We start from the raw sequence: 24453 nt of genomic DNA, 5'->3' as shown, positions 1-24453 counted from the left end.
AGCTGACAGGATAAGATGAGTTATAGTTTTACAAAAGGAAACAACTCAATAGCTTGTTCGATCATTTCTACTTTTTGGCTTTTAGCCAAATAATTTGCGTAAATATCACGTGAGTAAACAGGCGAATTTTCCACTATATACAACTTTTTCTTACGCACATATTCAAAAGTCATTTGCCTTGGTAAGTAAGCACAACCTCCTACATCAAGTATAAAATTTAAAGCAACAATCGGTTGATTCATATGATGCTTAGCAGCCGGAGCATGTTGAAAGTCTCGCATATATTTCACGTTAACCGACTCTCCATAATCAACCATAATAAAATTTTCAAGATGATCTGAATTATCTATATCGCTCGGATTAGTTGATACTAAATGCAGAGGTACTGTCGCAACTTTTTCTGTGATCAAATCTTCAACAAAAGAAGGTTCAAATAAAAAAGCAATATCAATAACCCGATTTAACAGGCTTTTTCTCAATTCTACAGGGCTATATGTAGCCGTTAATAAACTACAATCATCCATATTTTTATGCAGTTTTTGTAACCAATCTTGTAAGGCTATATCCCAAATAGACATCATAGAGCCAATCACCAACTGAGTTGTATTACTTTGTGCAATCCCTACATCTTGTTTGGTTTTTTGCCACATAAAAATAAGTTCATTGGCATGTTTAATTAGCCTATGCCCTTCTGGTGTTAATTTTAAATGCTTTTGACTACGATCGAATAACAAAACACCTAAATCATCTTCGAGTAATTTTATTCTGGCACTTACGGCAGATTGGGTTATAAATAAAGTTTCAGAAGCAACTCTAAAATGTAAGGTTCGGCTGACCTCGAGAAATGTTTTTAGCAATTCAATTTTCATCGTCTACGCTTAAACCAGTCTAATCAAAAATATTTGTTAAACAGTATAAAATATTTAGTTTTATTGTCCAGTTTGTAGTGTATACACTGCGGCACACATTAAGGCATTTAATGCATTTCGGCGGTTGTTAGTGTCACGCTTACTATTGAATGTCCCTTTATTCCAACTTCATTAATGAAGCTGGTATTACTTTTATTAGGAAGACGAACAACATGAAAATAGCCATTTTATCAAGAAACCCAAACCTATACTCTACTCGACGCTTAAAAGAAGCAGGTGAAGCACAAGGCCACGAAGTGGATGTTATAGACACATTACATTGCTATATGGATATTACGAGTAGTCGTCCAACAGTTCGTTACCACGGTAAAGAGTTACCAAAATACGATGCTATTATTCCTCGTATTGGTGCTTCTATTACTTTTTACGGTACCGCTGTAGCGCGTCAATTTGAAATGATGGGAACATTTAATGTTAACGAATCAGTAGCAATCAGTCGCTCTCGTGACAAATTACGCTCACTACAATTATTATCAAGAAAAGGTATTGGCTTACCAAGAACTGGGTTTGCGAGCAAGCCAGATAATATTAAAGATTTAATTAAAAATGTAGGTGGCGCACCATTAGTTATTAAACTACTTGAAGGTACTCAAGGCATAGGTGTTGTACTTGCTGATACAGCTAAAGCCGCTGAAAGTATTATCGAAGCCTTTATGGGACTAAAAGCCAACATACTAGTACAAGAATATATTAAAGAGTCTGGCGGTGCTGATATTCGCTGTTTAGTGATTGGCGGACGCGTTGTTGCAGCCATGAAACGACAAGGTGCTGAAGGCGAGTTTAGATCTAACTTACATCGTGGTGGCTCAGCCGAAGTAGTTAAATTAAGTAAAGCTGAAAGAGAAACAGCCGTTAATGCTGCAAAAGCAATGGGCTTAAATGTATGTGGTGTAGATTTATTACAATCAATTAACGGGCCTATGGTAATGGAAGTTAACTCATCTCCAGGTCTTGAAGGTATTGAAACGGCGACAGGTAAAAACATTGCCGGTATGGTTTTTGACTTCATTGAAAAAAATGAAAACAATACATCGAATAACAAAACACGCGGACAAGGATAATATCAACAATGAGTGATGTATTACGAATAGGTGAATTTGAAATTTTACCCGGAGAACAACGTAAAATTGAACTCCCTGTAGCTAAGTTATATACCGACGCGGATGTCTCTTTACCCATTCACATCATTCGCGCTAAAAAACCCGGTCCAACTATATTTATCAGTGCTGCTGTACATGGCGATGAATTAAATGGTATCGAAATTATTAGACGTTTAATTAGCCAAAAGAATTTCAAAATTATTAGAGGAACTGTTATCGCTGTTCCTATGGTGAACGTATATGGTGTTGTTAACCAAAGTCGCTATATGCCTGATCGCAGAGACTTAAACCGCTGTTTTCCAGGTTCAGCTAAAGGTTCATTAGCTGCGCGTGTTGCACATATATTTTTGAACGAAATAGTGAAACATTGCGACTATGGTATTGATTTACATACGGGTGCAATTCATCGCTCTAACTTGCCTCAAATTCGAGGCGATATGGAAGACGAAGAAACAAAGTTACTTGCGCAAGTGTTTGGCGTACCCGTTGTTTTACACTCAACCATTATTGACGGCTCATTAAGAGATGCTGCAGTTAAAAACAACACCAAAGTACTACTTTACGAAGCCGGTGAAGCCTTACGTTTTGATGAGTTTTCTATTAGAGCAGGTATAAGAGGTATTGAAAATGTATTACAACATTTAGGTCTAATGCGTAAAAAACCACGTAAAAAGAAACCAACAGACCCTTATATTGCTAATAGCAGTGGTTGGCATAGAGCCAATGCCAGTGGCATAGTAAATAACAAAGTCAATTTAGGCGACCAAATAACGAAAGGTGAATTATTAGCCGAAATTGGTAGCCCGTATGGTGATGTGTTGGGCGTTGTAACCGCGTCACGTTCAGGCATATTAATTGGTAAACAAAATATACCTTTAGTACAAGAAGGCGAAGCAATGTTTCATATCGCTTACTTTAAAGAAAGTGATGAAGAAATTGCTGAGCACATAGAAACAGTACAAGATTTATTACTACCTGAAAGTGGTTTATACCTTTAACACATAAATCATTATTAGTTATAAAGACAATTTAGAGAATATTATGAATAGTGATACTAAAACGATTATCGGCCGATTAGAGTCGATCGACTTACCTGATCTTGCTATTACTGATTTACAAGTAAGAGTTGATACCGGCGCAAAAACTTCGTCGCTGCATGTGGATAACATTGTTAGATTAATGAAAAAAGGTAAACCTTACGTTACTTTTGATATTCATCCTGACATTCATAATGTTAGCCGGCTGGTTTCTTGTACAGCGCCTTTAAGCGATATCAGAAAAGTAAAATCGTCTAATGGTGAAGCTGAACAACGCTACGTTATAAAAACACCAATAACACTCGGTGACAAAACATGGGCGATTGAAATTACCTTAACCGATAGATCTGATATGAACTATTTAATGTTGTTAGGTAGAGAAGCGCTAGGCGATCAATTTTTAGTTGACCCTTCTCTTGTTTTTTTACAAACAATAACTAAAAAATAAAATATATAAGAGCACCTAAAATAAAAATAGTTAAGTGCTCTTAAAATAAATGGAGAACCTATGACGTTAGAGCAAGCAAGTACCTTCCTCAATACAAGCATTTTAGTAATAGGCGGACAACCTCTTACCTTGAAAAGCATTATTCTCATACCTGTTTGGATAATGCTTGGTTTATGGCTAACCAAAATTCTGATTAAGTTTATCTCAAGACGTTTAGTATCAAGACATACCGATCCTAATGTTATCCATCTTTTACAACGTCTATTCTATGTTGTTGCTATTACCATATTGGTCATCACCATACTCGACTTAATCAATGTTCCTATTACAGCCTTTGCATTTCTATCAGGTGCCATCGCTATTGGATTTGGTTTCGGCGCACAAAATATTATTAATAATTTTATTAGTGGTTGGATATTAATGTGGGAAAAACCCATTCGTATAGGGGATTTTCTTGAAGTAGATAATGCAAAAGGTATTGTAGAAAAAATTAATACGCGTTCAACACGCATAAGAAGAACAGATGGCGTACATTTACTCATTCCGAATAGTAAGCTGTTAGAAAATACCGTTGTAAACTGGACATTAGTTGACCGACTTGTACGTACTTCTGTGCGTATAGGTGTAGCTTATGGTACATCAGCAAAACTTGTGGCTCAGTTACTACAACAAGTTATTGATAACCAAGAGAACATTCTTAGTGATCCTAAACCTATCGTTACCTTTGAAGACTTTGGTGACAATGCCTTAATTTTTGAAGCTATATTCTGGATAAACTCTAATGTTGAAGGAGGATTACGAACAGCTCGAAGTGAAGTAAGATTTCAGATTGACGAATTATTTACGCAACATAATATTGTTATCGCCTTTCCGCAAAGAGATGTTCATATTGATGGTTCGTTAATGATTAAAAAGGTTGTTGAGTAAAATAACCCCGTTGCCTTATTTCAAGACAACGGGGTTGATATTTAAATACTTTAGATTGAAAGGTGTTTAGCAGCCCATAAGTGCATAAGTTCTAACCCTATAGTGGCTGCAGCTAACGCCGTAATTTCACTATTGTCATAGGAAGGTGCAACTTCTACCACGTCCATTCCTACAATATTAATGCCTGAAAGACCACGTAATATCTTTAATACTTTATCTGTGGTTAATCCACCACATACCGGTGTTCCTGTGCCTGGCGCGTAAGCAGGATCTAAACAATCAATATCAAAAGTTAAATACACAGGCATATCTTTCACTCTTTCACGAATAATAGAGACAATGTCATCTGTCGGCATATCATTCGCTTCTGAGGCATTTATCACCTTAAAACCATGATCTTTCTGCTTGTAGTTTGTACGTATACCCACTTGCACTGATGCATCTTTATCAATAAGCCCTTCTTTAGGTGCATGATAAAACATAGTGCCATGGTCATAACGGCTGCCATTACTATAAGTATCAGTATGCGCATCAAAGTGTATTAACGCCATTTTGCCAAACTTTTTAGCGTACGCTCTTAATAGCGGCAAGGTAATAAAATGATCGCCGCCTAAAGCTAATATCGTCTTATCAGCTGATAATAACGTACTGACTGCGGCATCAACTTGCTGACAAAACGCTTCAGAGTCGCCACAGTTATAAACCAAATCGCCAGCATCCACTATTTTACAATGCTTAGTTAAGTTAAAAGGCCACGGAAAACGCTTACCTTCCCACGCTAAATTCACTGACGCATGTCTAATAGCAGTGGGACCCATTCGAGCCCCAGAACGTCCTGTAGTCGCCATATCAAACGGAAAACCCAATACAACAATGTCTGAGTCGCTGTTGATTGGATCAACCACTAATGGCTGACGTAGAAACGTCATCGCATTAGAGTAGATTGAATTATCTACTTGGTTAAAAACACCTGCCATTTTATTCGTACTCACTTATAGCTCTTCTAAATAGGTATAACCTTTCAAGCCCGCAACAAGTTCTTTATAGATACTATCGCGTTCATGGCTTGGTAATTTGCTGTCTACTAATTCTTTGTATGTTTCTTTAAACATTTCAGCATCTAAATGCACATAATCCAGCATCTCTTCAACGCTATCGCCTTCATTAATCTCTGACATGTCAATACTGCCATCTTCAGCTAGGTTAACAACAACGCTATGGGTATCACCAAATAGGTTATGCATATCGCCTAGTATTTCTTGATAAGCGCCTACTAAGAAAAATCCCATGTAATATGGTTTGTCTTCTGTCCAAGCAGGTACTAACAAAGTACTTTCAATACCTTGTCCGTCAACATAATGGTTAATAGCACCATCTGAATCACAAGTAATATCAAGTAAAACCGCGCGTTGTTTTTTCTCATTGTCTAAATGATTCAGTGGCAACACAGGGAAAACCTGATCAATACCCCAAGAATCTGGTAACGATTGAAACAATGAAAAATTAACAAAAAACTTAGCGGCTAATTTTTCAGATAATTCATCCATAATTGGTCTATGAAAACGATTTTTAGAATCCATAAGTTGATTCAATTCAAAACAAATACGTAAGTTAACTTGCTCAGCCCACGAACGTTGCTCTAAGTTAATTAAACCCAACGCAAATTGATTATGTACTTCGCTAATATCGTTTTGTGTATCGTGATATATTTCAATTAGTGCACGGTCATCATTACGCTCTTGTAATTGCTGCCACGACTCCCACATATTAATGAGTATCAACGGTACTGTTTTTACAGGCTTAGCGATTTCTTCAGGCTCATAACATTCAGCACCAATAACGTTTGAAATAAGCACAGCATGATGCGCTGTTAACGAACGTCCAGATTCAGAAATAATCATCGGCATAGGTTGATCATAGCTTTTACAAATATCACCAATGGTGTACACGATGTTATTCGCGTATTCCGCTAGGCTATAGTTCATAGAGTTATGAGACTGGCTTCTTGTGCCGTCATAATCAACCGCTAATCCACCACCCACATCCATACATGAAAGTTCAGCGCCTAATTCTCTTAATTCACAATAAAAACGCGCCGCTTCACTCACTCCTAACCTAACATCGCGAATGTTGGCAATTTGCGAGCCTAAGTGAAAATGCACGAGTTTCAATGTATGTAGTTGCTTAGCCTCTTTCAATGTATTAATTACATGCAAAATTTGAGTAGCCGATAAGCCAAATTTTGACTTTTCACCACCACTTGCTTGCCATTTTCCTTTCCCTTGCGACGCAAGTCGTACACGTATACCAAGCCTTGGTTCTACGTTTAACGCTTTAGCTTCGGCTAAAATCATTGCTAATTCAGACACTTTTTCTAAAACAATATGTACTTTATGCCCAAGCTTTTCACCGATAAGTGCTAAACGCACATATTCTCTGTCTTTGTAACCATTACAAACAATAACTGAAGACGCTTTTTGCGCTAATGCCAATACAGCTAATAACTCTGGCTTGCTACCGGCTTCTAATCCCAATTGCTTGGTTTCATGGTTAAATTGGCTCGAAATAATTTCATCAACCACTTCACGTTGTTGATTCACTTTAATTGGGTATACCAATAAATATTTTTCGTCGTAATTATAACGTTTAATCGCCTGATTAAAGGCGTCGCACAAACTATGAACACGATGATGTAAGATTTGAGGAAAACGCACTAAAGCAGGTAAAGTTAACCCTTGCTCTTGAATTTTTTCTACAATATCACTCAAATCAGCTGTAATTTCAGGACTGTCATTAATAGGTGCAACATAAACGTTACCCTTATCGTTAATCCCATAATACCCCTGACTCCAATGACGTACGTTGTAGCATGCTCTTACTGCATCGAGAGAATTGTATTCTTTCATTGAATGTTCCAAATTGTATAATTACGTAATGATAGTATTAACTATCTAGAGATAAATCGTGAAGTGGAATTTAAGGAGCTATGAGATTAAAGTCCAACAAATAATAAAGTGTTTATCGAACAATAAATTTAATCACTTGCTTGTTGGGGGAGTTATTGCAATTGGTATTCGTTAAAAAAGAATAAGGGAGCTATCATTTACCTCCCTATTTTGAATTTACTTTAGTTGTTTTTGCTGCTGATCAAACCAAAACTTCATTAAGTCAGCCGTTAATTTTTGCTCTATAGCCATTGCTCGGTCTGTTGGACAAAAAATAGTAAACAATATTTGCGTATTACCTACATCTGAAGTAGCTATGTGTATGTGAGGCTCTGGTCCTGCAATATTTATATCTAAGCGGCTTTCAATCAGTTGATTATAGCGTATGGCAACTTCTTTAAAATCGGCACAGTATTCATAAGCTTTTTTATGTAGTTCGTCTAAAAAAATAAACGGATTTACGCTGCCATCTCTAGTCACCGTAAAATGGTGCATAGCATAACGTTTTAAAAAGTTTAAGTTTTTAATCGCTGAGGTTATTAACTGACTATTGGGTAAATAAAGCGTTTTACCTGTGTATTCATAAGCATCAATATTAATTTCTAATAACGTTAATTTTGCCCAATCTGTAGAATGTACTTCGCCATAATGGTCACCTACTTGCACCCAATCACCAATACGAAATGGTCGTGTAGAAATAATATATAAAAAACCGATGAAGCATTGAATAAATTCTCTAGTTGCTAAAACTATAGCAACCACAAACGCTGCAATTGAAAAAGCGAATTTTTGAATTTCTAGCGACCAAATATTAAAAAGACCAATAATAATAAATACGGTAACCGCATTATTAACCATATTGATTTTTAATCGTTTGTTTTGTTTATCTTTGCGTTTAATAAGTTTAACTAAACTATACTTAGTGAGCATAACCAGTAAAATCAAACCGATAGAGAGTACAGCTTTGTTTTCTATTAGTACCTCAACTATTGAACTAATATTCGAACCTGTGGATAACAACATATCAAACACTTGACTAAACACCCTTAAACGCTATTGAGTTGACTCTATTTTTGCATTAATAGTTTGCAGTTTTTCTAATGTGCCAACAAGACCTACTTTAGTAATACTTGAACTTAATTCTGCTTGTTTGGTTTGTACTAAACTAATCCCTTCAATAACAATATCGAATATTTTCCAATCATCATCGGTTATTTTCATTAATTTAATTACTGCGGTATTTGTTTTATTTCGGCTTTCAATATTCAAATACACTTGCGCTATTTTACCACTTTCAGATATTGAGTTTTTATTAAATACAATTTTTTCATTGTTATAGTTACTTAATAAATTCGCATAGCTATTGATCAACTGAATTTGTAATGCTTGGATATAACTTAGCTTCATTTCTTCAGACATATCTTTAGCGTACTTACCTAAAGACTTTAAAGCGAAATAACGGGTATTTATTTCAGGTAATAAGTGTTGATTAAGTATTTTTTTTATTTGAGTGTTATTAAACTCATTACGACTCTTTAACTGAATAATTTCTTGTTCTATTGTGCCAAACGCTACTTTAACTTGCTTATCAGGTTCATTGTTTGCATCTGCTAAGGCTAACGTAGCAATAAAAATACTCAATAAGATAAAAGCTAGAGTTAAGCCATTAAGTGTCATATTAGATTTATTTTTCACGCTGTGTACTCTTGAATGATGTTGAATTGTTACTAACAATTAAAGTGCTATTGTAATAAGAACTGTTTTTATTGCTAACGCAATAATTTAGACGATTCAATCAAATTAATTGATTAAACACCTAGCGCGTGTAGACCTTTGCGGTATCTTTTTACAACAGCTAGTTGGTCATTGTGCAAGGCTTCGTTTTTAATATGCAGTATTCTACTTAAAACCGATAACGCAGCAGAAATTTCTAAACAGCGTTGCCTTACAGATTCATTTAAGCGCGATTAATTTAAATACAATTTATACCCAAAAGCTCAACACGCTCTAATACTAATTGAAATAATGTGAAAACACTCGAATTACTTTGATATAAAAATTATCACTTTGGTAACTCTGAAGTCAGCACCCAATAATAATTTAATTCTTTCATTTTTTTAGAAAATTCTTCAAACTGTAAAGGCTTAATCACATAACCACTTGCGCCGAACCGATAACATTCTTGAATATCTGGCGTGATGGTTGATGTACTGATCATAACAACCGGTATGTCACGAAGTTTTTCATCATTTTTAATTATTTTTAAGGTTTCAATTCCGCCTTGTCTCGGCATTCTAATATCTAAAAAAACAATATCTGGTCGTGGATATTTTTTAGTATCTTCGTAGGGGGGGGTATTTCTTAAATAACTAATGGCTTGCTCACCGTCCATTACATGTTCAATGGAGTTTTTGATGTTAAATTCATGAAATGCATCCATCATTAATTGCGCATGATCTACATTATCTTCAACCATTAACGCTGAAATAGGTTTTAAGTTATTCAATATATATCCCTTATATTAAAAATGAGCTGTTAATTAATCAACTTAGTATCATTACTACAAAACAGACTTACAAGGTCAACAGACCCTAACCATCCCTTAAAAAATTAATTATAAAACGACTCCCTACGCCTAACTCTGATTCAACCTGTATGCTCCCACGATGGTGTTCTATCACCTGTTTCACAATACTTAAACCTATGCCAGAACCTGGGTACTTACTTTTATCTGCAAGCCTTGTAAAAGGGGTAAACATTTCTTTTGTTTTTAATGGGTCGAAACCAATACCGTTATCTTGTATAGATATACTCACAATACGCCCGTTCTCTATTGAGGACAAGGTGATATTAGGAACTCTTTCGTTGAACTTAATACTATTATTGATCAAGTTATGAAAAAGAAGATGAATTAAACCTGCATTACCTTGAATAACCGGAAGAGGATTATCGATGTTAAGTATAAAATCGGTCTCTGTTGACTCCTTTAGTGATTCAGCGACGCCATTTACTATCTCGGTTAAGTCAATCAATTCAAAAGATTTTTTTGCAGAACCCACTAATAAATACTGCTGAAGGCTATAGATCAATTGATGAATGGCCGTTGTACTGGTATTTAAATATTTAAACCAGTTTTTTTCATCAGGTGTTAGAGTAACTCTAGCCTCTAAATCAGTTTTTAAAATATCAGAAATCAATTTAATATGATTTATTTGGCCATTAAAGTCATGAGAAAGGCTAGCACAAAATGCCTTCATATTCTTATTATGCTCTTCAATACTTTGCTGATGCCGCCACCTTTCAATTGCATAGCGACAAGTCCGATATAACAACGGGGGTGATATATCATTTTTAGGAATGTAATCTTGTATACCTTGGTTTAATAAGTCTTTGGCAATTTGTAAATTATTAAGCGAGGTCAAAATAATAATAGGCAGAGAAAAATGTTTAGAACCTAACCATTCTATCGTTTCCTCTATCTTCGAATCAGGTAATTGCAAATCACACAAACAAACATCAAACTCTCCATCCAACAACATGGATTTACCCAATTGTGCGGTATCGGCTGACGATATTTTAACGCGTACATCTTCTATTAAATTCAAAGCATCTTCGATCAATTCTCGATGATCTGGATTATCTTCAATAATAAGTACTTTCAAAATGGTATTCCTTGTCGAGATAACTTACTCATTTAAATAAAAGGTGCCTAGCTCAATTAACCTCATTAAAACTAAAGTAAGCTATACTTGAAATCATTCAAAGTAATGACTCTCTTTAATAACAAGATATGGTCTTGAATATAATTTTTATTATAAAAATTCATATATTTATTGTAGATAATATGCGCACTAGCCTAGCATCGAATTTAGTAAATAGAATTAAAAACTTCTATAGTTATTTGTAGTTGATAAAATCACAATAAGCCAATAAATGTTAATTAAGGAACAGATATGCACGATTGGTTACAACAATTTATTAATCCTTCATTCATGCCACATGGACACTGTTATTTATGGCGTTCAGATATACTATGGACACATGTTTTATCTGATGCTGCAATTGGTATAGCCTACTATCTGATCCCCCTCGTGTTAGCTATTTTAATTTACAAAAGAAAGAACGCTTTACCTCACAAAGAACTTTTTGCGCTATTTATTGCGTTTATTTTCTTCTGTGGCACCACACATTTTGTACAAATATACGTTACCTGGTTTCCTATGTACGAATATCAAGGATGGCTGAAAGCCCTAACTGCATTTACCTCAATATTAACCGCATTTGTTCTTGCTCCTAAACTTCCGCAACTTATTCGACTATCAAGTGTTGAGGAAGATTACCAACAAAATTTAGCCGAACTAAAAACGTTAAAAAAACAAAATGAATTAATGAGCTCTATTTATTCTGTAACACTTAACAGAGAAGAAAATATTATTGAGTTAAAAAAAGAAGTTAACAAACTCATGCTTGAACTTGGTCGTGACGCACGATATTCAACTTAAACACTATTTTTAACAAAAATAAGTAGGTATTTATGCCTTTGATTAAACAATGAAAACCAAAAACATATTACTGTGGACGATATTAGTATTTTTCTTCACACTTGAAGTACTCATCACCTTTGACTTTATTGCTCAAGAAAAAGAGTTGGATAAAACACGAGCAAAGGTATATCAAACAATCCTTCAATTACAAAATCAAATTGGTTACGTTGGTCTTATTCATAATTTTAAAAACTACATGCTAAGACCAAAAAATACTGAATATAGAGACAACGCGATAGAAAACTATTCGCGAGCATCAAAACAAGTAGATACACTGGAAACACTTGGAACAAGTATTTTAGGTAAGTTAGCAATGCCCCATACAAAAGGTATGTTACTCGCCTATAAAAATAGGTTAGATACCTTACCTGAATTAATACAAAAAAATGTCTCTGCTCGTGAACTAGACAAATACGTTAAATACAACGATATTCCTTCCCGTGACGAAATAGAAGCCGTTTCAAAACAGCTCTCTGTTGCTTTAAACGCTAAATCCTTAACTATATTCAACAATAGTCTAAGAAGTGGTTTTATTATTCTAGCTGCATTAATGGTGACATTAATTGCTATAGTGCATTTTTGGATTAAAGATCAACGAGTAGCACTAATAAAAAGCAAAGCATTAAACAAAAAACTACACAATAATAAACTTGATATTGAACGCTCTCAAAAAGTTTTACTCAATATTATGCAAGATATTGACAACGAAAAAAAAGCAGCATCTCTACTCAATGAGCAATTAATAAATAAAAATAAAGAAATGGAGCAGTTTATCTATACCGTATCCCATGATCTTAAATCCCCCCTCGTTACAATTGCTGGTTTCTCTAATAACCTAGCAACAGAACTATCCGCACAATTAACAGAAAAACAACAGTACCGATTCAAGCGAATAATAGAAAATGTTAACAATATGGAAACTCTTTTAGGTGACTTATTAGAGTTATCAAAAATAGTGCAACAAGCAATAATATTAGAAGATGTTGATGTAAATACAGTATTAGAAGAACAATTATTAGTACTTGAAAGCACTATTATTGAAAACAAGGCGATTATTAATATTGCCGATAACCTACATACAATTAACGCAAATTACCGACTATTTTCAGAAGTCGTATTAAACCTACTAAGTAATGCCTTAAAGTACAGAGAACCTACTCAGCAATTAATTATTGATATTTATACTACGCAAGCAAAAGCCACAACAACCCTACATATAAAAGATAATGGAACGGGTATTGATCCTAAATATCACAAACTTGTTTTTGGTATTTTTGAAAGACTTTCAACAAATGAAGGAACAGGTGTTGGGCTAACCATTGTAAGAACCATAATGGACAAACATAAAGGCAAAGTGTCATTAGAATCAAAACTCGGCGAAGGTTGTTGTTTTTCGGTAGAATTTCCTAATAATGTAGAAATGAATGATAGTTAATACTAAACAATAGAATCTAAAGATTACTTTTACTTCAACTGTTTATCGAAGAGTAATTAACCGGCCACTTCTTTGCATTATTCAGTCAATCGAATAAAGCGTATAACGAGCTATGTTAAAGTGTTCATTATTTTTGCTAGGCAAGTCAGGAAACATGTTCCAGATAATTAGCGCTTACCCGTCCTAAAAGAAAGTAGTGTGTAAATATTTCACATAGTTATGAAAAACATACTCAACCATTGCTCCAGTTACACACAGAAAATCTCCACAAAATACAAACCTACATGACTTAACCACACATCAATCGCCAGCGAAAATAAGGGGACTAAGCGAGTTATTCCCTAATAATTATCTTATGGTTAATATCGGTACAAGTTCTGCATTATCAAGATATATACCCGTTATCATAAAGGATAACGTCGTTACTGATACTGCAATTAGCAGTAAAAATTCCTTGTTATGCGAATAAATTTCAACATTAAAAAATAATTAACGTGTTATTTAGATAATATTTCTTTATATTTGCGACCTTTTATCTATAAATCAGTAAATTACTGCAATTTATTATCCCGAGTTCGGGTTGATTTATTATTACGTACTGACAATTAAATAATATTTATCAACTCAATATCAGTTAATCAATGTAAAAAGGAATAACTTTGAAAAAGCGAATCAATTTGTTAGCGGCACTAGCCGCACTAGCAATAACGTCCTCTTATAATGTATTGGCACAAAACGATACAAATAAAGTTCAAGAAGCTAAACAGAAACAAGAACGCCCTACTTATCGCTTTGACCGAGAATGGCTCAAAAATAAAGCAAAAGAGTTTGCGTCTCAAGATTATCAATTACAACGGATACCTGAAGATAACCCATTAAGTAAAATGAGTTACGACGAATATAAAAAAATACAGTTTGAACGTGGTGCGACTATATGGTCTCGTGAAGATCGTAATTTTAGGCTTACACCTCTTCATCCAGGTTTTTTGTTTAAAACTCCCGTTAAATTGAATTTAGTCGTTGGTGGTATTTCTCGCCGCATTTTATATACAACCGATATTTTTAATTACAATGACGAACTTCAAGATATTAAAAAATCAGAAGCTAAAGGTTATTCAGGCTTCAGCGTTACTCATCCTATAAATACACCGACAAAGTGGGATGAATTTATGGTTTTTCAAGGAGGCACGTATTTTAGAGCGGTTGGAGAGTCAAATTGGTATGGATTATCTGCGCGGGGTTTAGCAATTAATACAGCAAAACCGTCTGGTGAAGAGTTTCCAGAATTTACTGAGTTTTGGATTGAGCGCCCGAGTAAAAAGAACAAATATTTAATTGTTCATGCCTTAATGCAAAGCCCCTCTGCCACTGGCGCTTTTACTTTTACCGCATCTCCAGGGAAAAACACGGAAATAAAAGTAGAAAGCGTTATTTTTCCTCGTAAAGACATACCTTCTTTTGGTGTAGCACCATTAACCTCTATGTTTTTATTTAACCCTATCAATACCACTCGATTCGATGACTTTCGCCCAGCGGTTCATGATTCTGATGGCTTGTTTATGATAAAAGGTAACGGCGAAAAATTATGGCGACCACTAGCAAACCCTCGTCGTTTAGAAGTATCCGTATTTGAAGATGATGCTATTAAAGGTTTTGGGTTAATGCAACGCAGTCGTAAATTTACCAACTTTGAAGATATAGAAGCACATTATCAAAAAAGACCATCGGCTTGGGTTACTCCTATATCTGATTGGGGTAAAGGTCATGTTGAATTAATTGAAATTCCAACAAATGCGGAAATTCACGATAACATTGTGGCTTTTTGGCAACCTAAAGAACCTTTAAAAGCAGGTGAAGAACGCTCTTTTTCTTACAAAGTATCTTGGGGAAACTCAGTGCCAGCAGAATTACATGACGGTCGAATTGTAGCTACCGCTTCTGGGCGTGCTCTTGGTTCTAATACTGTTCGTGACTTTGTTATAGATTATGAAGGAAAAAACATTCCCACAGATATGATCATAAATGCTTCAAGTAGTACCGGAAAAATTGTAGGGACTATCAGTAAAGTCATTCCTGAAAATGGTCATTTAAGAGTAGTTGTTAAGTTTGAAGCCGGTGAACAAGACGTTTCTGAACTGAGAGTTTCGTTAACAAATAAAGATAAGCAATGGGGTGAAACATGGCTTTACCGATGGACACGATAAACTTGAAAGACCAAGCGATACCACCCGAAGCAAAACTAAATATGCCAGCACAAGATTTTAAAAAAAACCTTAATGTGAAACATCGCTGGCAGGGATGGAGAGCTATTGTAGCTCGACTTATCACTTTTGGCGGCGCGTTATCGTTAACCGGATACGCAACTTATCAAATGGTATTAATTGTTTCTGAAGGAATGGTTACCGCACTTCAATGGGCGATGGTAAGTTTGTTTGCTATAACATTTGTTTGGATTGCATTAGCGGCATGTGCTGCAGTGTGTGGCTTTGTTTTTTCTGGTAAATCTCAGTTTAAAAAAAGAGCGAGCATTTCCGGTAAAAAAACGGTTCTTTTAATGCCTACATATAATGAAGATCCTAGTGAAACATGTGCCGCTCTATATAGTATGGGTGAAAATATTGCAGCAGAAGGACTAGGAGATTTGTTTGAAATATTTATCATTTCTGATTCTAATAACCCTGATGTATGGGTTAAAGAAACGGCCGCTGTTCAACGGTTAAAAAATGCTTTGGCTGGTAAAGTTAATGTTTGGTATCGAAGACGTCATGATAACAAAGCCAAGAAAGCGGGCAATGTTCATGAATTTGTTAGCCGCTGGGGCGCACGTTACGACTATATGTTAGTGCTTGATGCAGACAGCCTACTCTCTGTAGATACATTAAAAACGTTGATGGAAGAAATGGCCACTGATGACAATAGCGGTATTATTCAAACCCTACCGTGCTTATATCGTGGTGATACCTTGTTTGCACGATTACAACAGTTTGCGGGGACTATTTATGGTCCCATTGTGGCGCGTGGCGTAACGGCTTGGCAAGGAGACGATGGTAATTATTGGGGGCATAATGCGATTATTCGTGTAAAAGCTTTTGCTGACACAGCCGGCTTACCCACTCTGGGCGGTATTAAACCTTTTAAAGGTGATATTTTATCTCATGATTTTGTTGAAGCTGCGCTCATGCGAAGAGCGGGTTGGTCGGTGAGAATGCTGCCTGAACTAAAAGGCTCTTGGGAAGAAAGCCCGCCTAGTTTATCTGATGTTGCTATTCGTGACCGACGTTGGGCACAGGGAAATATTCAGCATTTAGCCGTATTAAAAGCTAAAGGACTTCGCTGGCCTAATCGTTTTCATATGATAACAGGCGTTATGGGATATATGGCCTCGCCATTTTGGTTAGCACTAATTTTAGTCGGTATTGTTATGGCAATACAAATACACTATGTCAATATTGAATACTTTACCGACGAATATTCGCTATTTCCGAACTGGCCGCTGTTTGATTCTGAACGCATGCTTTTACTGTTTATGTTTACTATGGGTATATTATTAGTACCTAAAGCATTAGGCTTATTAAGAGCTTTTTTTCATAGCCCGTTACGTAAACCTCTTGGTATTATTAGGCTTACGCTAGGCGCTATTGTTGAAATGTTTTTTTCAATTCTCTATGCCCCTATTTTTATGCTGATTCACAGTAAACATATTTATGATATTTTTAGAGGCCGTGATTCAGGCTGGGCTACTCAGCAACGACAATACAAAGGAGCGCCTTGGGGGTTGTTATGTAAGCAGCACTTTTGGCATACCGTTATAGGGGTATGTATTACCGCTGTTTTGTATTATTACTCACCTATGTTGCTCGTGTGGTTATCACCTACGGTAATTGGCTTAGTTTTTTCTATTCCATTATCCGCGCTAAGTGGTAGTAGAACATTAGCAAAAATGTTTCGTTTCTTTGGTATTTTAAATATACCAGAAGAAGTGAAAGAGTTACCTATTATGCTGCAGCGCGATAAATTTTCTGAAGCTTTACAAAAAAATATTGAACATCTTGATATTGCTGCATTACTAAATAATAACGATCTTCAACAAGCACATTTTAATATGGTAGGACAGGCACCCGAACCTAAACGAGGCCAACCTAATATAAATAAAATAAGTGCTGAATATAAAATTAATGATGCAAACCTACAGCAAGAAGCGCTTGATTGGTTTACTAAGCAAGAATTAATGGAAGTGCTATGTGAACCTTTATTATTAAAAAAGTTAGCGTTAAAAGTGGCTTAACACTTTTATACCCGTTACCAATCAAGAGGCTATTTCAGAGTGCATCTTGAATGATAACGGGTATATACCAAGTCCATTAAATTTTTATCACTTAGCGAAAGTTAAAAAGCCAGTTACATAAGTAACTGGCTTTTAAATTTGTAATAATTCATCCAAATTTCAAAAACTACCGTTTAGCTTTCTAAAAAGCTACATAGTGACAAATTCTTCGGCAGAGGTAGGGTGTATTGCAATAGTATTATCAAAGTCAGCTTTAGTTGCGCCCATTTTCATCGCTACAGCAAAGCCTTGTAATAGCTCATCACTACCAAAACCGATACTATGAATACCGACAATTTTTTCTTCTTTACCTACGCAAACAAGCTTCATGCGTGTTGGATCGCGGTAGTCTTCAGTGATCGCCTGATATAAAGCTGTAAATTGAGAGTTATATACTTTTACGTTTGCTTCGCCATGTTCAGCAATCGCTTCTTTTTCACTTAAACCTACAGTACCAATAACCGGATGGCTAAATACTACCGTAGCAATGTTTGAATAATCTAAATGCTCGTCGGGCTTGTTGTTAAATAAACGTTCACATAAACGACGACCTGCAGCTACAGCAACAGGAGTAAGTTGAGCACGACCTGTGTTATCGCCTACGGCATAAATACCATTTACATTGGTATTTTGGTACTTGTCAGTTGGTATAAAACCACGCTTGTCTAATTCGATTCCTGTCGCTTCAATGTTGATATTGTCGGTTGCAGGTTCGCGGCCAATCGCCCAAATCAGTTTTTCTACAGGACCAACTGATTTACCATTTTCTAGATGAACGGTAATTTGGCCATCGTCATGTTTTTCAATTCGGCTCGGTGTACTGTTGATATGTAATGTTGGTCCATGTTTCGCCATTTGTTCAACAAGAGTATCACTTAGCATTTCATCAAAAGCGCGTAGTGGTTTTTCTTTTCTTACTAATAAATGGGCATCTGTACCTAATGCATGAAAAACGCCAGCTAGCTCAACGGCTATATAACCTGCGCCAATTACAGCAACGCTTTTAGGTTGTTCTGTTAATGCAAAAAATCCATCTGAATCTATGCCGTATTCTGCACCTTCAATATTTGGAATACTTGGGCGACCACCTGTTGCAATAGTAATATGGTCGGCTGTGTATAATTCACCATTAACTTCTACGGTGTTTTTATTAACAAACTTCGCGAAACCATCAATTACGGTAACATCATTTGCATCAAAACCGCGTTGATAAGCGGCATGAATACGTTCGATGTAAGCTTCTCTATTTTTAACAAGTGTAGCCCAGTCAAAGCCTTGTAATGGCGCTTTAAAACCAAAGTCTGCTGAATAGTTAAGTGCATCAGCAATTTGTCCTGCATACCACATGGCTTTTTTAGGCACACAGCCCACATTGACACAAGTTCCACCAATATATTTGGCTTCAATAACCGCCGCTTTTTTGCCTAATTTTGCTGCACGATTAGCAGATGCAATACCGCCACTGCCGCCACCAATAGAAATGTAATCAAAATGTTGAGTCATGAGTGCCTCGATAAGTAAATTTAAATAAGTAAACTGTGCAGACCGAAAAAATAAGAAAACACTTTCCAATTAGAATCAGTTACACGGTATAAGGTAAATGGGTACGTTATGTAAAATATTCAAGTACTCTATATTTCTTAACATCATTGCCGACCATTATGTGTTAATAAATATTGAGTTATACCCACTTCATCCATAGGTCGGCTAAATAAATACCCTTGAATATTATGACACTGATGCATGATTAAATAACTGAGTTGTTCTTTTGTTTCAACACCTTCAGCAATACATGTCATGTTAAGTCGTTTAGCTAACACTATTGTTGCATCTACAATCGCTTCATCTTTATCGTCTACGCCAATACCAGAAATAAATGAACGATCTATTTTAATAACTTGTAGTGGCAGTTGTTTGAGATAAGAGAGTGATGAGTAGCCCGTTCCGAAATCATCTAAGGCCATTAAAATCCCTAAATCCGATAAAGCGTTCATTGTATTTATCGCTTTTTTAGGTTCAGCGATTAATGCACTTTCAGTAACTTCTAATTTTATTGCACTTGGCGGTAAATCGTATTTTTGAAGTTGCGCTTTAATAAATGAATATAAATCATCATTTACAAAATGATATGGAGATATATTTATTGATAAAAAAAGATCTTTGCTTTGCTTTCTCCACGCTACTAATTCTCGCAAACCACGTTCAACAGCCTGTTCTGTAATGGCAATAATCAAGCCTAACTCTTCTGCTTTGGGAATAAAAACTAAAGGTGAAATAAGGCCATCTTTACTTTGCCAACGCATTAACAGCTCTAAACCAATTGTTTTATCAAGTAATGTATTAATAATAGGTTGGTAATAATTAATTAACTCTTGATTGAATATTGCTTGTTTTAAATTAGACTCAACCTGTAATCTTGCTGTAGCTTCTTGATTCATTCGCTCAGTAAAAAACTGATACGTATTTCTACCTAACTGTTTAGAGTAGTACATTGCAACATCAGCATGATGGAATAATTCATCTGAATTTTTCGCATCGTCTGGGTATAAAGCAATACCTATACTCGCTCCTACACTCACGATATTATCATTCAAATTAACAGGCTCACCAATGGTTGCTATCATTTTTTGAGCAATTTGGCTAAGTTGCGCTGCTCCTTTAAAATATTCAAGTAAAACCACAAATTCATCTCCACCTATACGTGCAACAGTATCCTTTGCTCTTAAAATAGAATTGAGTCTTATGGTAATTTCTTTGAGTAACAGGTCTCCGTAATCATGACCTAAGCTATCATTTATCTGCTTAAATTTATCTAAATCAATAAAGAAAAGTGCGATAGATGTTTTCTTTTTTTGTGAGTAATCCATTGCATTTTGAATACGCTCTAATAAAAAAGACTTATTCGGTAAATTGGTTAAATGATCGTAATTAGCTAAATAGCGTAATTCTTTTTCTGCCGTTTTTTGTGCGGTAATATCAGTAAAAACACAAATGTAGTGAAGCTGATTATTCGTTTCATTTCGGCTAACCGTTATATTTAAAATAACATGGTAGTCTACAAGGTTGCTTATCGAGATTCGTTCTTCTCCTCTCCAATGCTCACCTTCTTTTAATGATGTAAAAACTTCTCGATATTTTCTCTGCTGATCTTTATTAAAACCAAAGAGTTCATTATTAAAATCAAATTCATCTTGTTCCCAACCAAAAACGTCACATAATGATTGATTTGCTGTTACTCTGCTAAAGTTTTCACTGATAATAAGCACCCAATCTTTGGTGTGTTTAAAGGCGTCGCCATAATAAAGTGCACGTTCTTTTGCAGCTTTACTTTCAGTAATGTTTGTATATGCCCCTGTTACCCGACAAGGCGTACCATCATTATAAAATTCGACAATTTTCCCTAAGTCTTTATACCAAAACCATTGACCACTTTCACTTTTAAGTCGGTAAGTACAATTGAAATTATTTTCAGGGCTTTTTTGATTTAAAAATAACTGCCAGCGCGCAACAAAGTTTTCTTGATCATCAGGATGAATAAGAGCAACATGCTCGTCAAACGAGTACGAATCGCTGTAGTTTTCTAATCCCAACTCTTGAACCGCCCGCTTCGCAAAGATTAAATTGTTATATGCTTGCCAGTCCCATACTTCACTATCACTACCAATCAGCGCTAACTGTAACCGGTTTTCTCGATATTTAACTTCTTCATGTATGCTAAGCAGCTCTATTCTTTGTTTTTTGCGTTTAAATAACCACACACCAATAAACGCTAAGCTCAAAATAACATAAATAAAATAAGCTAAAGGCGATGCCCAAGGCGCATAACTCACTGAAAAAACAATACGTGTTGGTTCTGAATATAGCCCAGTTACGGATGACTTAACTCTTGCCTCAAGCGTATGAGTACCTGAAACTAATGTAGGAAACGTAATACTGTTTTCGCTAGTAAGTGGGTACTCAACATCATCATGCCCCATCAGTTTAAACTGGTATTTAATATCGTTGTTTCTACCAAACGTAAACGCTGAAAAATCTATTCTAATACCTACGTCGTCATAATTTAGGGAGATCTCTTGATTAGATTCAACAATTAAAGGTACATTTAATTCTCTTGATAAGGCGTTTACATGAGTGACTCTCACTTGAAAAGAATCATGGGATTGTACTTTTTTAAATTCCAAAGGATCAAAAAGGCTTACGCCTGACATACCACCATAAGCGAACATGTTTTCTTTAACAATACTGCCAGCACCGCCATTAAATTCTTTATTTACCAAGCCATCTTTTACGCCAAAATTTCTAAAATAATGATCTTTTCCGTCCATTAAAAAAAGACCATCATGGCTTGAGAACCAAATATCACCATCGAGATCTATTTGTAAATTATAAATATTATTATCAATGGGGGAATTACTGTTTGAATAATGGTAAGTTGACTTAAAATCAGGAAGCGATAAACCAATAAGACCTTTACCCACAAAGCTTAGCCACAATGTTTGATTATTATCTACAACCCAATTATCAATATAAGACCATTCTGAAATATTGGTTCTAGGGTGTTGATAAAGTAGCTGAGATTGTCTGGTGGTTATATCAAACGCCCACAATGAATCATTATTTGAAAATAACAACATTGTGCTATTAGGTAAAAAACCCAGCAGATTATTAACATCCTGCTTCACGCTTTTATAATGTTTATCTAAAGTTACATCAAAAACTTGCTCTACCATTAATTCATCAATAACAACTTTAAATATACCTTGCTGATTGGCTAGCCATAGTACATTTTTTTCATCTACGAAAAAATTAACTATTTCAGTATTAAACAAGTTGTTTATTTCTTCTGAGAAAGCATTAGGTACAATTTCACGCGTTGCAACGTCAAATACGTTTACCCCTTGAAAAGTGCCAAGTATCAGATAGTGATTAAAATAGGCCATTTGAAAAATATGACTTTCGCCATAAAGTTCTTTTCGATTTTGTACTGCTAAATAAGATGTCACCTTGTTAGTGGCATCATTAACTAAATTTAATCCATTACTGGTGGCAACCCAAAACAAATCTTTATTTTCATGATGCGGTAATATTTTCCATATTTCGTTATAACTTAAACTTTCAAGATCCTTTTGATTATAACGATAATTAGTGACTAACTCTGTTGACGGGTTCCACAAATACACCCCCGAAGAATTAGTACCTAACCAAAACATACCATTACGGTCTTTGGTCATAGAGCGAATAATATTGTCGGAAGCATAATCAAATGCTTCCGTAAAACCAAATAAGTGACTCAGCTTATTTTCTTGTAAAGAAATAACCGACAAACCTTGGTGGCTAGCTACATAGAGCTGTTCACCATCTTGATAAAACTGCCATATTGATATTCCGTTAGCTAATGTCTGATAGTAAGGTAAATCTTCATCTTGCAGAAAAAAGGCATCAATACTACTAATGTCTAGCACTAAAGCGCTTATATAAGTGCCTATATATAGCTTGTTTTGATGAGCATGTAACTGATAAACCTGTGACTCTTTCGTGGCGGCTACACTTTGTCCTTTACTACCAATATCTGGTAATTTTTTCCATCGTTTTTGAATAGTGTGATAAACAAAAAGTCCCATATCAGTCGCTAAAAATAAATAATCATTATTGATAACTATGTGATGTATCCAATTCTCATTGATTAATTCAAGCGACAGGTCTAATACCTCTACGGCCTTATTTTCTGTTTTTTTAAAGGTAAATATTTTTTTAGAAGAAGAGATCCAAAACGTATTGTCGTCTTCAAGTACATGAGAGATATATTCATTTTTATTGAGTAAAGATTGAGCAACAATAAGCTGGTATTGATTGGTTTTAGAGTTGTAAGTATAAATACCTTGGTCTAATACGTTTATCCATAAAAGCCCTGCTGAATCTTCAAGTAGCACTCTTATTTCAAATGAATCAAAATCCCCTTCAGGTCCTTTTAACGTTTTAAAAGAATAACCATCGTAAATATTTATGCCACTTTCGGTTCCTAACCACATAAAACCGTTAGAATCTTGCAACAAAGAATTAACTGTACCTTGTGATAACCCCTCATCAACACTTAGCTGAGACAAACTTAAATTTTTAACATTCGCATATAGTTCATTAGGCAATAAACCATTGATGATTAAAATAATAAATAAAAAATAACGTGTTTTTAAATGTTTCAGCATACAACCCATATTTTGTCAGTATTTATAAAAAATTCCATTTCCCAAAATAAATAAAATAATTTTTAATAAAGACTTCGAAATGACTTACTCCTTTCTACCACACAATTCTTTTTTATAGCAAACCACAATGTAAAAAAAACCAAAATTATCAATACCCGTTGCCCTAAATTGATATCGCTCAAGCATTCTGAAATACACATCTTGATTGGTAATGGGAATATACCCGTTACCATTCAAGATGCAGGTTTCAGTGGGAACTAAAAACAATTTAGGCACAGATTTCATGTTCCAGACGAAATCTAAGTACATACATCCATGTATGCAAGGCATTAACTTTAGTCATGGTTATTCTCGGTAACTGCTCCTGCGTTACCCTAATGTCCTACATCCGTGTAGGAATCTGACTAAAGTTAATAAGCCCCATAAATTGTTTTTAGACCCATCGAAGAAGCGCTTGAGTGGTAACGGGTATATACTTAGCTCTATATTCAAAGTTTTAAATTTTGTTATAAACCTTGAAATATGCTCCTCGAGTAATTACATATACCCTACTACTAATCA

17 protein-coding genes are annotated in these 24453 nt (G+C 35.2%); 8 read left to right on the top strand and 9 right to left on the bottom strand.

Going from position 1 to position 24453, the window contains the following annotated elements:
* Positions 1-20: 20 nt before the first annotated feature.
* Complete coding sequence (locus AC0L5Q_RS14305) at positions 21-869, bottom strand: LysR family transcriptional regulator (RefSeq protein WP_473610045.1); 849 nt, start codon at positions 867-869, stop codon at positions 21-23.
* A gap of 212 nt (positions 870-1081) precedes the next feature.
* On the opposite strand from AC0L5Q_RS14305, the gene rimK reads away from it, so the two are divergent.
* The 4 genes from rimK to AC0L5Q_RS14285 are packed head-to-tail and all read left to right on the top strand — an operon-like array spanning position 1082 to position 4441.
* Positions 1082-1990 carry a 30S ribosomal protein S6--L-glutamate ligase gene (gene rimK, locus AC0L5Q_RS14300; protein ID WP_473610042.1) on the top strand — a complete coding sequence of 303 codons (909 nt, stop codon included), beginning with the start codon at positions 1082-1084 and terminating at the stop codon, positions 1988-1990.
* Positions 1991-1998: 8 nt separating this feature from the next.
* Positions 1999-3027 carry a succinylglutamate desuccinylase/aspartoacylase family protein gene (locus AC0L5Q_RS14295; RefSeq protein ID WP_473610038.1) on the top strand — a complete coding sequence of 343 codons (1029 nt, stop codon included), beginning with the start codon at positions 1999-2001 and terminating at the stop codon, positions 3025-3027.
* A 43-nt stretch (positions 3028-3070) separates the two neighbouring features.
* Positions 3071-3514 (top strand): ATP-dependent zinc protease family protein, encoded by a 444-nt coding sequence (locus tag AC0L5Q_RS14290; protein WP_473610035.1) that lies wholly within the window; start codon positions 3071-3073, stop codon positions 3512-3514.
* Positions 3515-3574: 60 nt separating this feature from the next.
* Positions 3575-4441 carry a mechanosensitive ion channel family protein gene (locus AC0L5Q_RS14285; protein WP_473610032.1) on the top strand — a complete coding sequence of 289 codons (867 nt, stop codon included), beginning with the start codon at positions 3575-3577 and terminating at the stop codon, positions 4439-4441.
* 50 nt (positions 4442-4491) lie between these two features.
* Here AC0L5Q_RS14285 and speB read toward each other — a convergent pair whose 3' ends face one another.
* The 6 genes from speB to AC0L5Q_RS14255 all read right to left on the bottom strand — a co-directional run bounded on the left by speB (position 4492) and on the right by AC0L5Q_RS14255 (position 11048).
* Positions 4492-5418, bottom strand: a complete 927-nt coding sequence (speB, locus tag AC0L5Q_RS14280) for an agmatinase (protein ID WP_473618311.1) — start codon at positions 5416-5418, stop codon at positions 4492-4494.
* A 15-nt stretch (positions 5419-5433) separates the two neighbouring features.
* Positions 5434-7347, bottom strand: coding sequence for a biosynthetic arginine decarboxylase (speA, locus tag AC0L5Q_RS14275; protein WP_473610029.1), 1914 nt, complete (start codon positions 7345-7347; stop codon positions 5434-5436).
* 216 nt (positions 7348-7563) lie between these two features.
* Complete coding sequence (locus AC0L5Q_RS14270) at positions 7564-8409, bottom strand: mechanosensitive ion channel family protein (protein ID WP_473610026.1); 846 nt, start codon at positions 8407-8409, stop codon at positions 7564-7566.
* Between the two features lie 30 nt (positions 8410-8439).
* Positions 8440-9081 (bottom strand): MlaC/ttg2D family ABC transporter substrate-binding protein, encoded by a 642-nt coding sequence (locus AC0L5Q_RS14265; RefSeq protein WP_473610023.1) that lies wholly within the window; start codon positions 9079-9081, stop codon positions 8440-8442.
* A gap of 367 nt (positions 9082-9448) precedes the next feature.
* A complete protein-coding gene (locus tag AC0L5Q_RS14260; protein WP_473610020.1) occupies positions 9449-9892 on the bottom strand; it encodes a response regulator in 444 nt (147 codons plus the stop codon).
* Positions 9893-9977: 85 nt separating this feature from the next.
* Complete coding sequence (locus AC0L5Q_RS14255) at positions 9978-11048, bottom strand: sensor histidine kinase (protein WP_473610016.1); 1071 nt, start codon at positions 11046-11048, stop codon at positions 9978-9980.
* 291 nt (positions 11049-11339) lie between these two features.
* Between AC0L5Q_RS14255 and AC0L5Q_RS14250 the strand changes: the two genes are divergently transcribed.
* The 4 genes from AC0L5Q_RS14250 (at position 11340) to mdoH (ending at position 17650) form a co-directional block, all read left to right on the top strand.
* Positions 11340-11888, top strand: a complete 549-nt coding sequence (locus AC0L5Q_RS14250; protein WP_473610012.1) for a hypothetical protein — start codon at positions 11340-11342, stop codon at positions 11886-11888.
* Between the two features lie 49 nt (positions 11889-11937).
* The gene (locus tag AC0L5Q_RS14245) at positions 11938-13365 is read left to right on the top strand and encodes a sensor histidine kinase (RefSeq protein WP_473610009.1); all 1428 of its coding nucleotides are present in this window, start codon (positions 11938-11940) and stop codon (positions 13363-13365) included.
* Positions 13366-14024: 659 nt separating this feature from the next.
* The gene (locus tag AC0L5Q_RS14240; RefSeq protein ID WP_473610005.1) at positions 14025-15569 is read left to right on the top strand and encodes an OpgD/OpgG family glucan biosynthesis protein; all 1545 of its coding nucleotides are present in this window, start codon (positions 14025-14027) and stop codon (positions 15567-15569) included.
* Complete coding sequence (gene mdoH / locus AC0L5Q_RS14235) at positions 15545-17650, top strand: glucans biosynthesis glucosyltransferase MdoH (protein WP_473610001.1); 2106 nt, start codon at positions 15545-15547, stop codon at positions 17648-17650. The genes AC0L5Q_RS14240 and mdoH overlap by 25 nt, the downstream gene beginning before the upstream one ends.
* Before the next feature lie 189 nt (positions 17651-17839).
* Here the strand turns inward: mdoH and gorA are convergent, their stop codons facing one another.
* Complete coding sequence (gorA, locus tag AC0L5Q_RS14230) at positions 17840-19192, bottom strand: glutathione-disulfide reductase (RefSeq protein WP_473609997.1); 1353 nt, start codon at positions 19190-19192, stop codon at positions 17840-17842.
* Positions 19193-19335: 143 nt separating this feature from the next.
* On the bottom strand, positions 19336-23892 hold the full coding sequence (locus tag AC0L5Q_RS14225) for an EAL domain-containing protein (protein WP_473609994.1): 4557 nt from the start codon (positions 23890-23892) through the stop codon (positions 19336-19338).
* Positions 23893-24453: the final 561 nt, after the last annotated feature.

The sequence above is a fragment of the Pseudocolwellia sp. G5-9 genome, assembly GCF_055808995.1.
The sequence above is the reverse complement of the archived record's forward strand: the minus strand, read 5'-3'. Positions and strand labels throughout refer to the sequence as shown.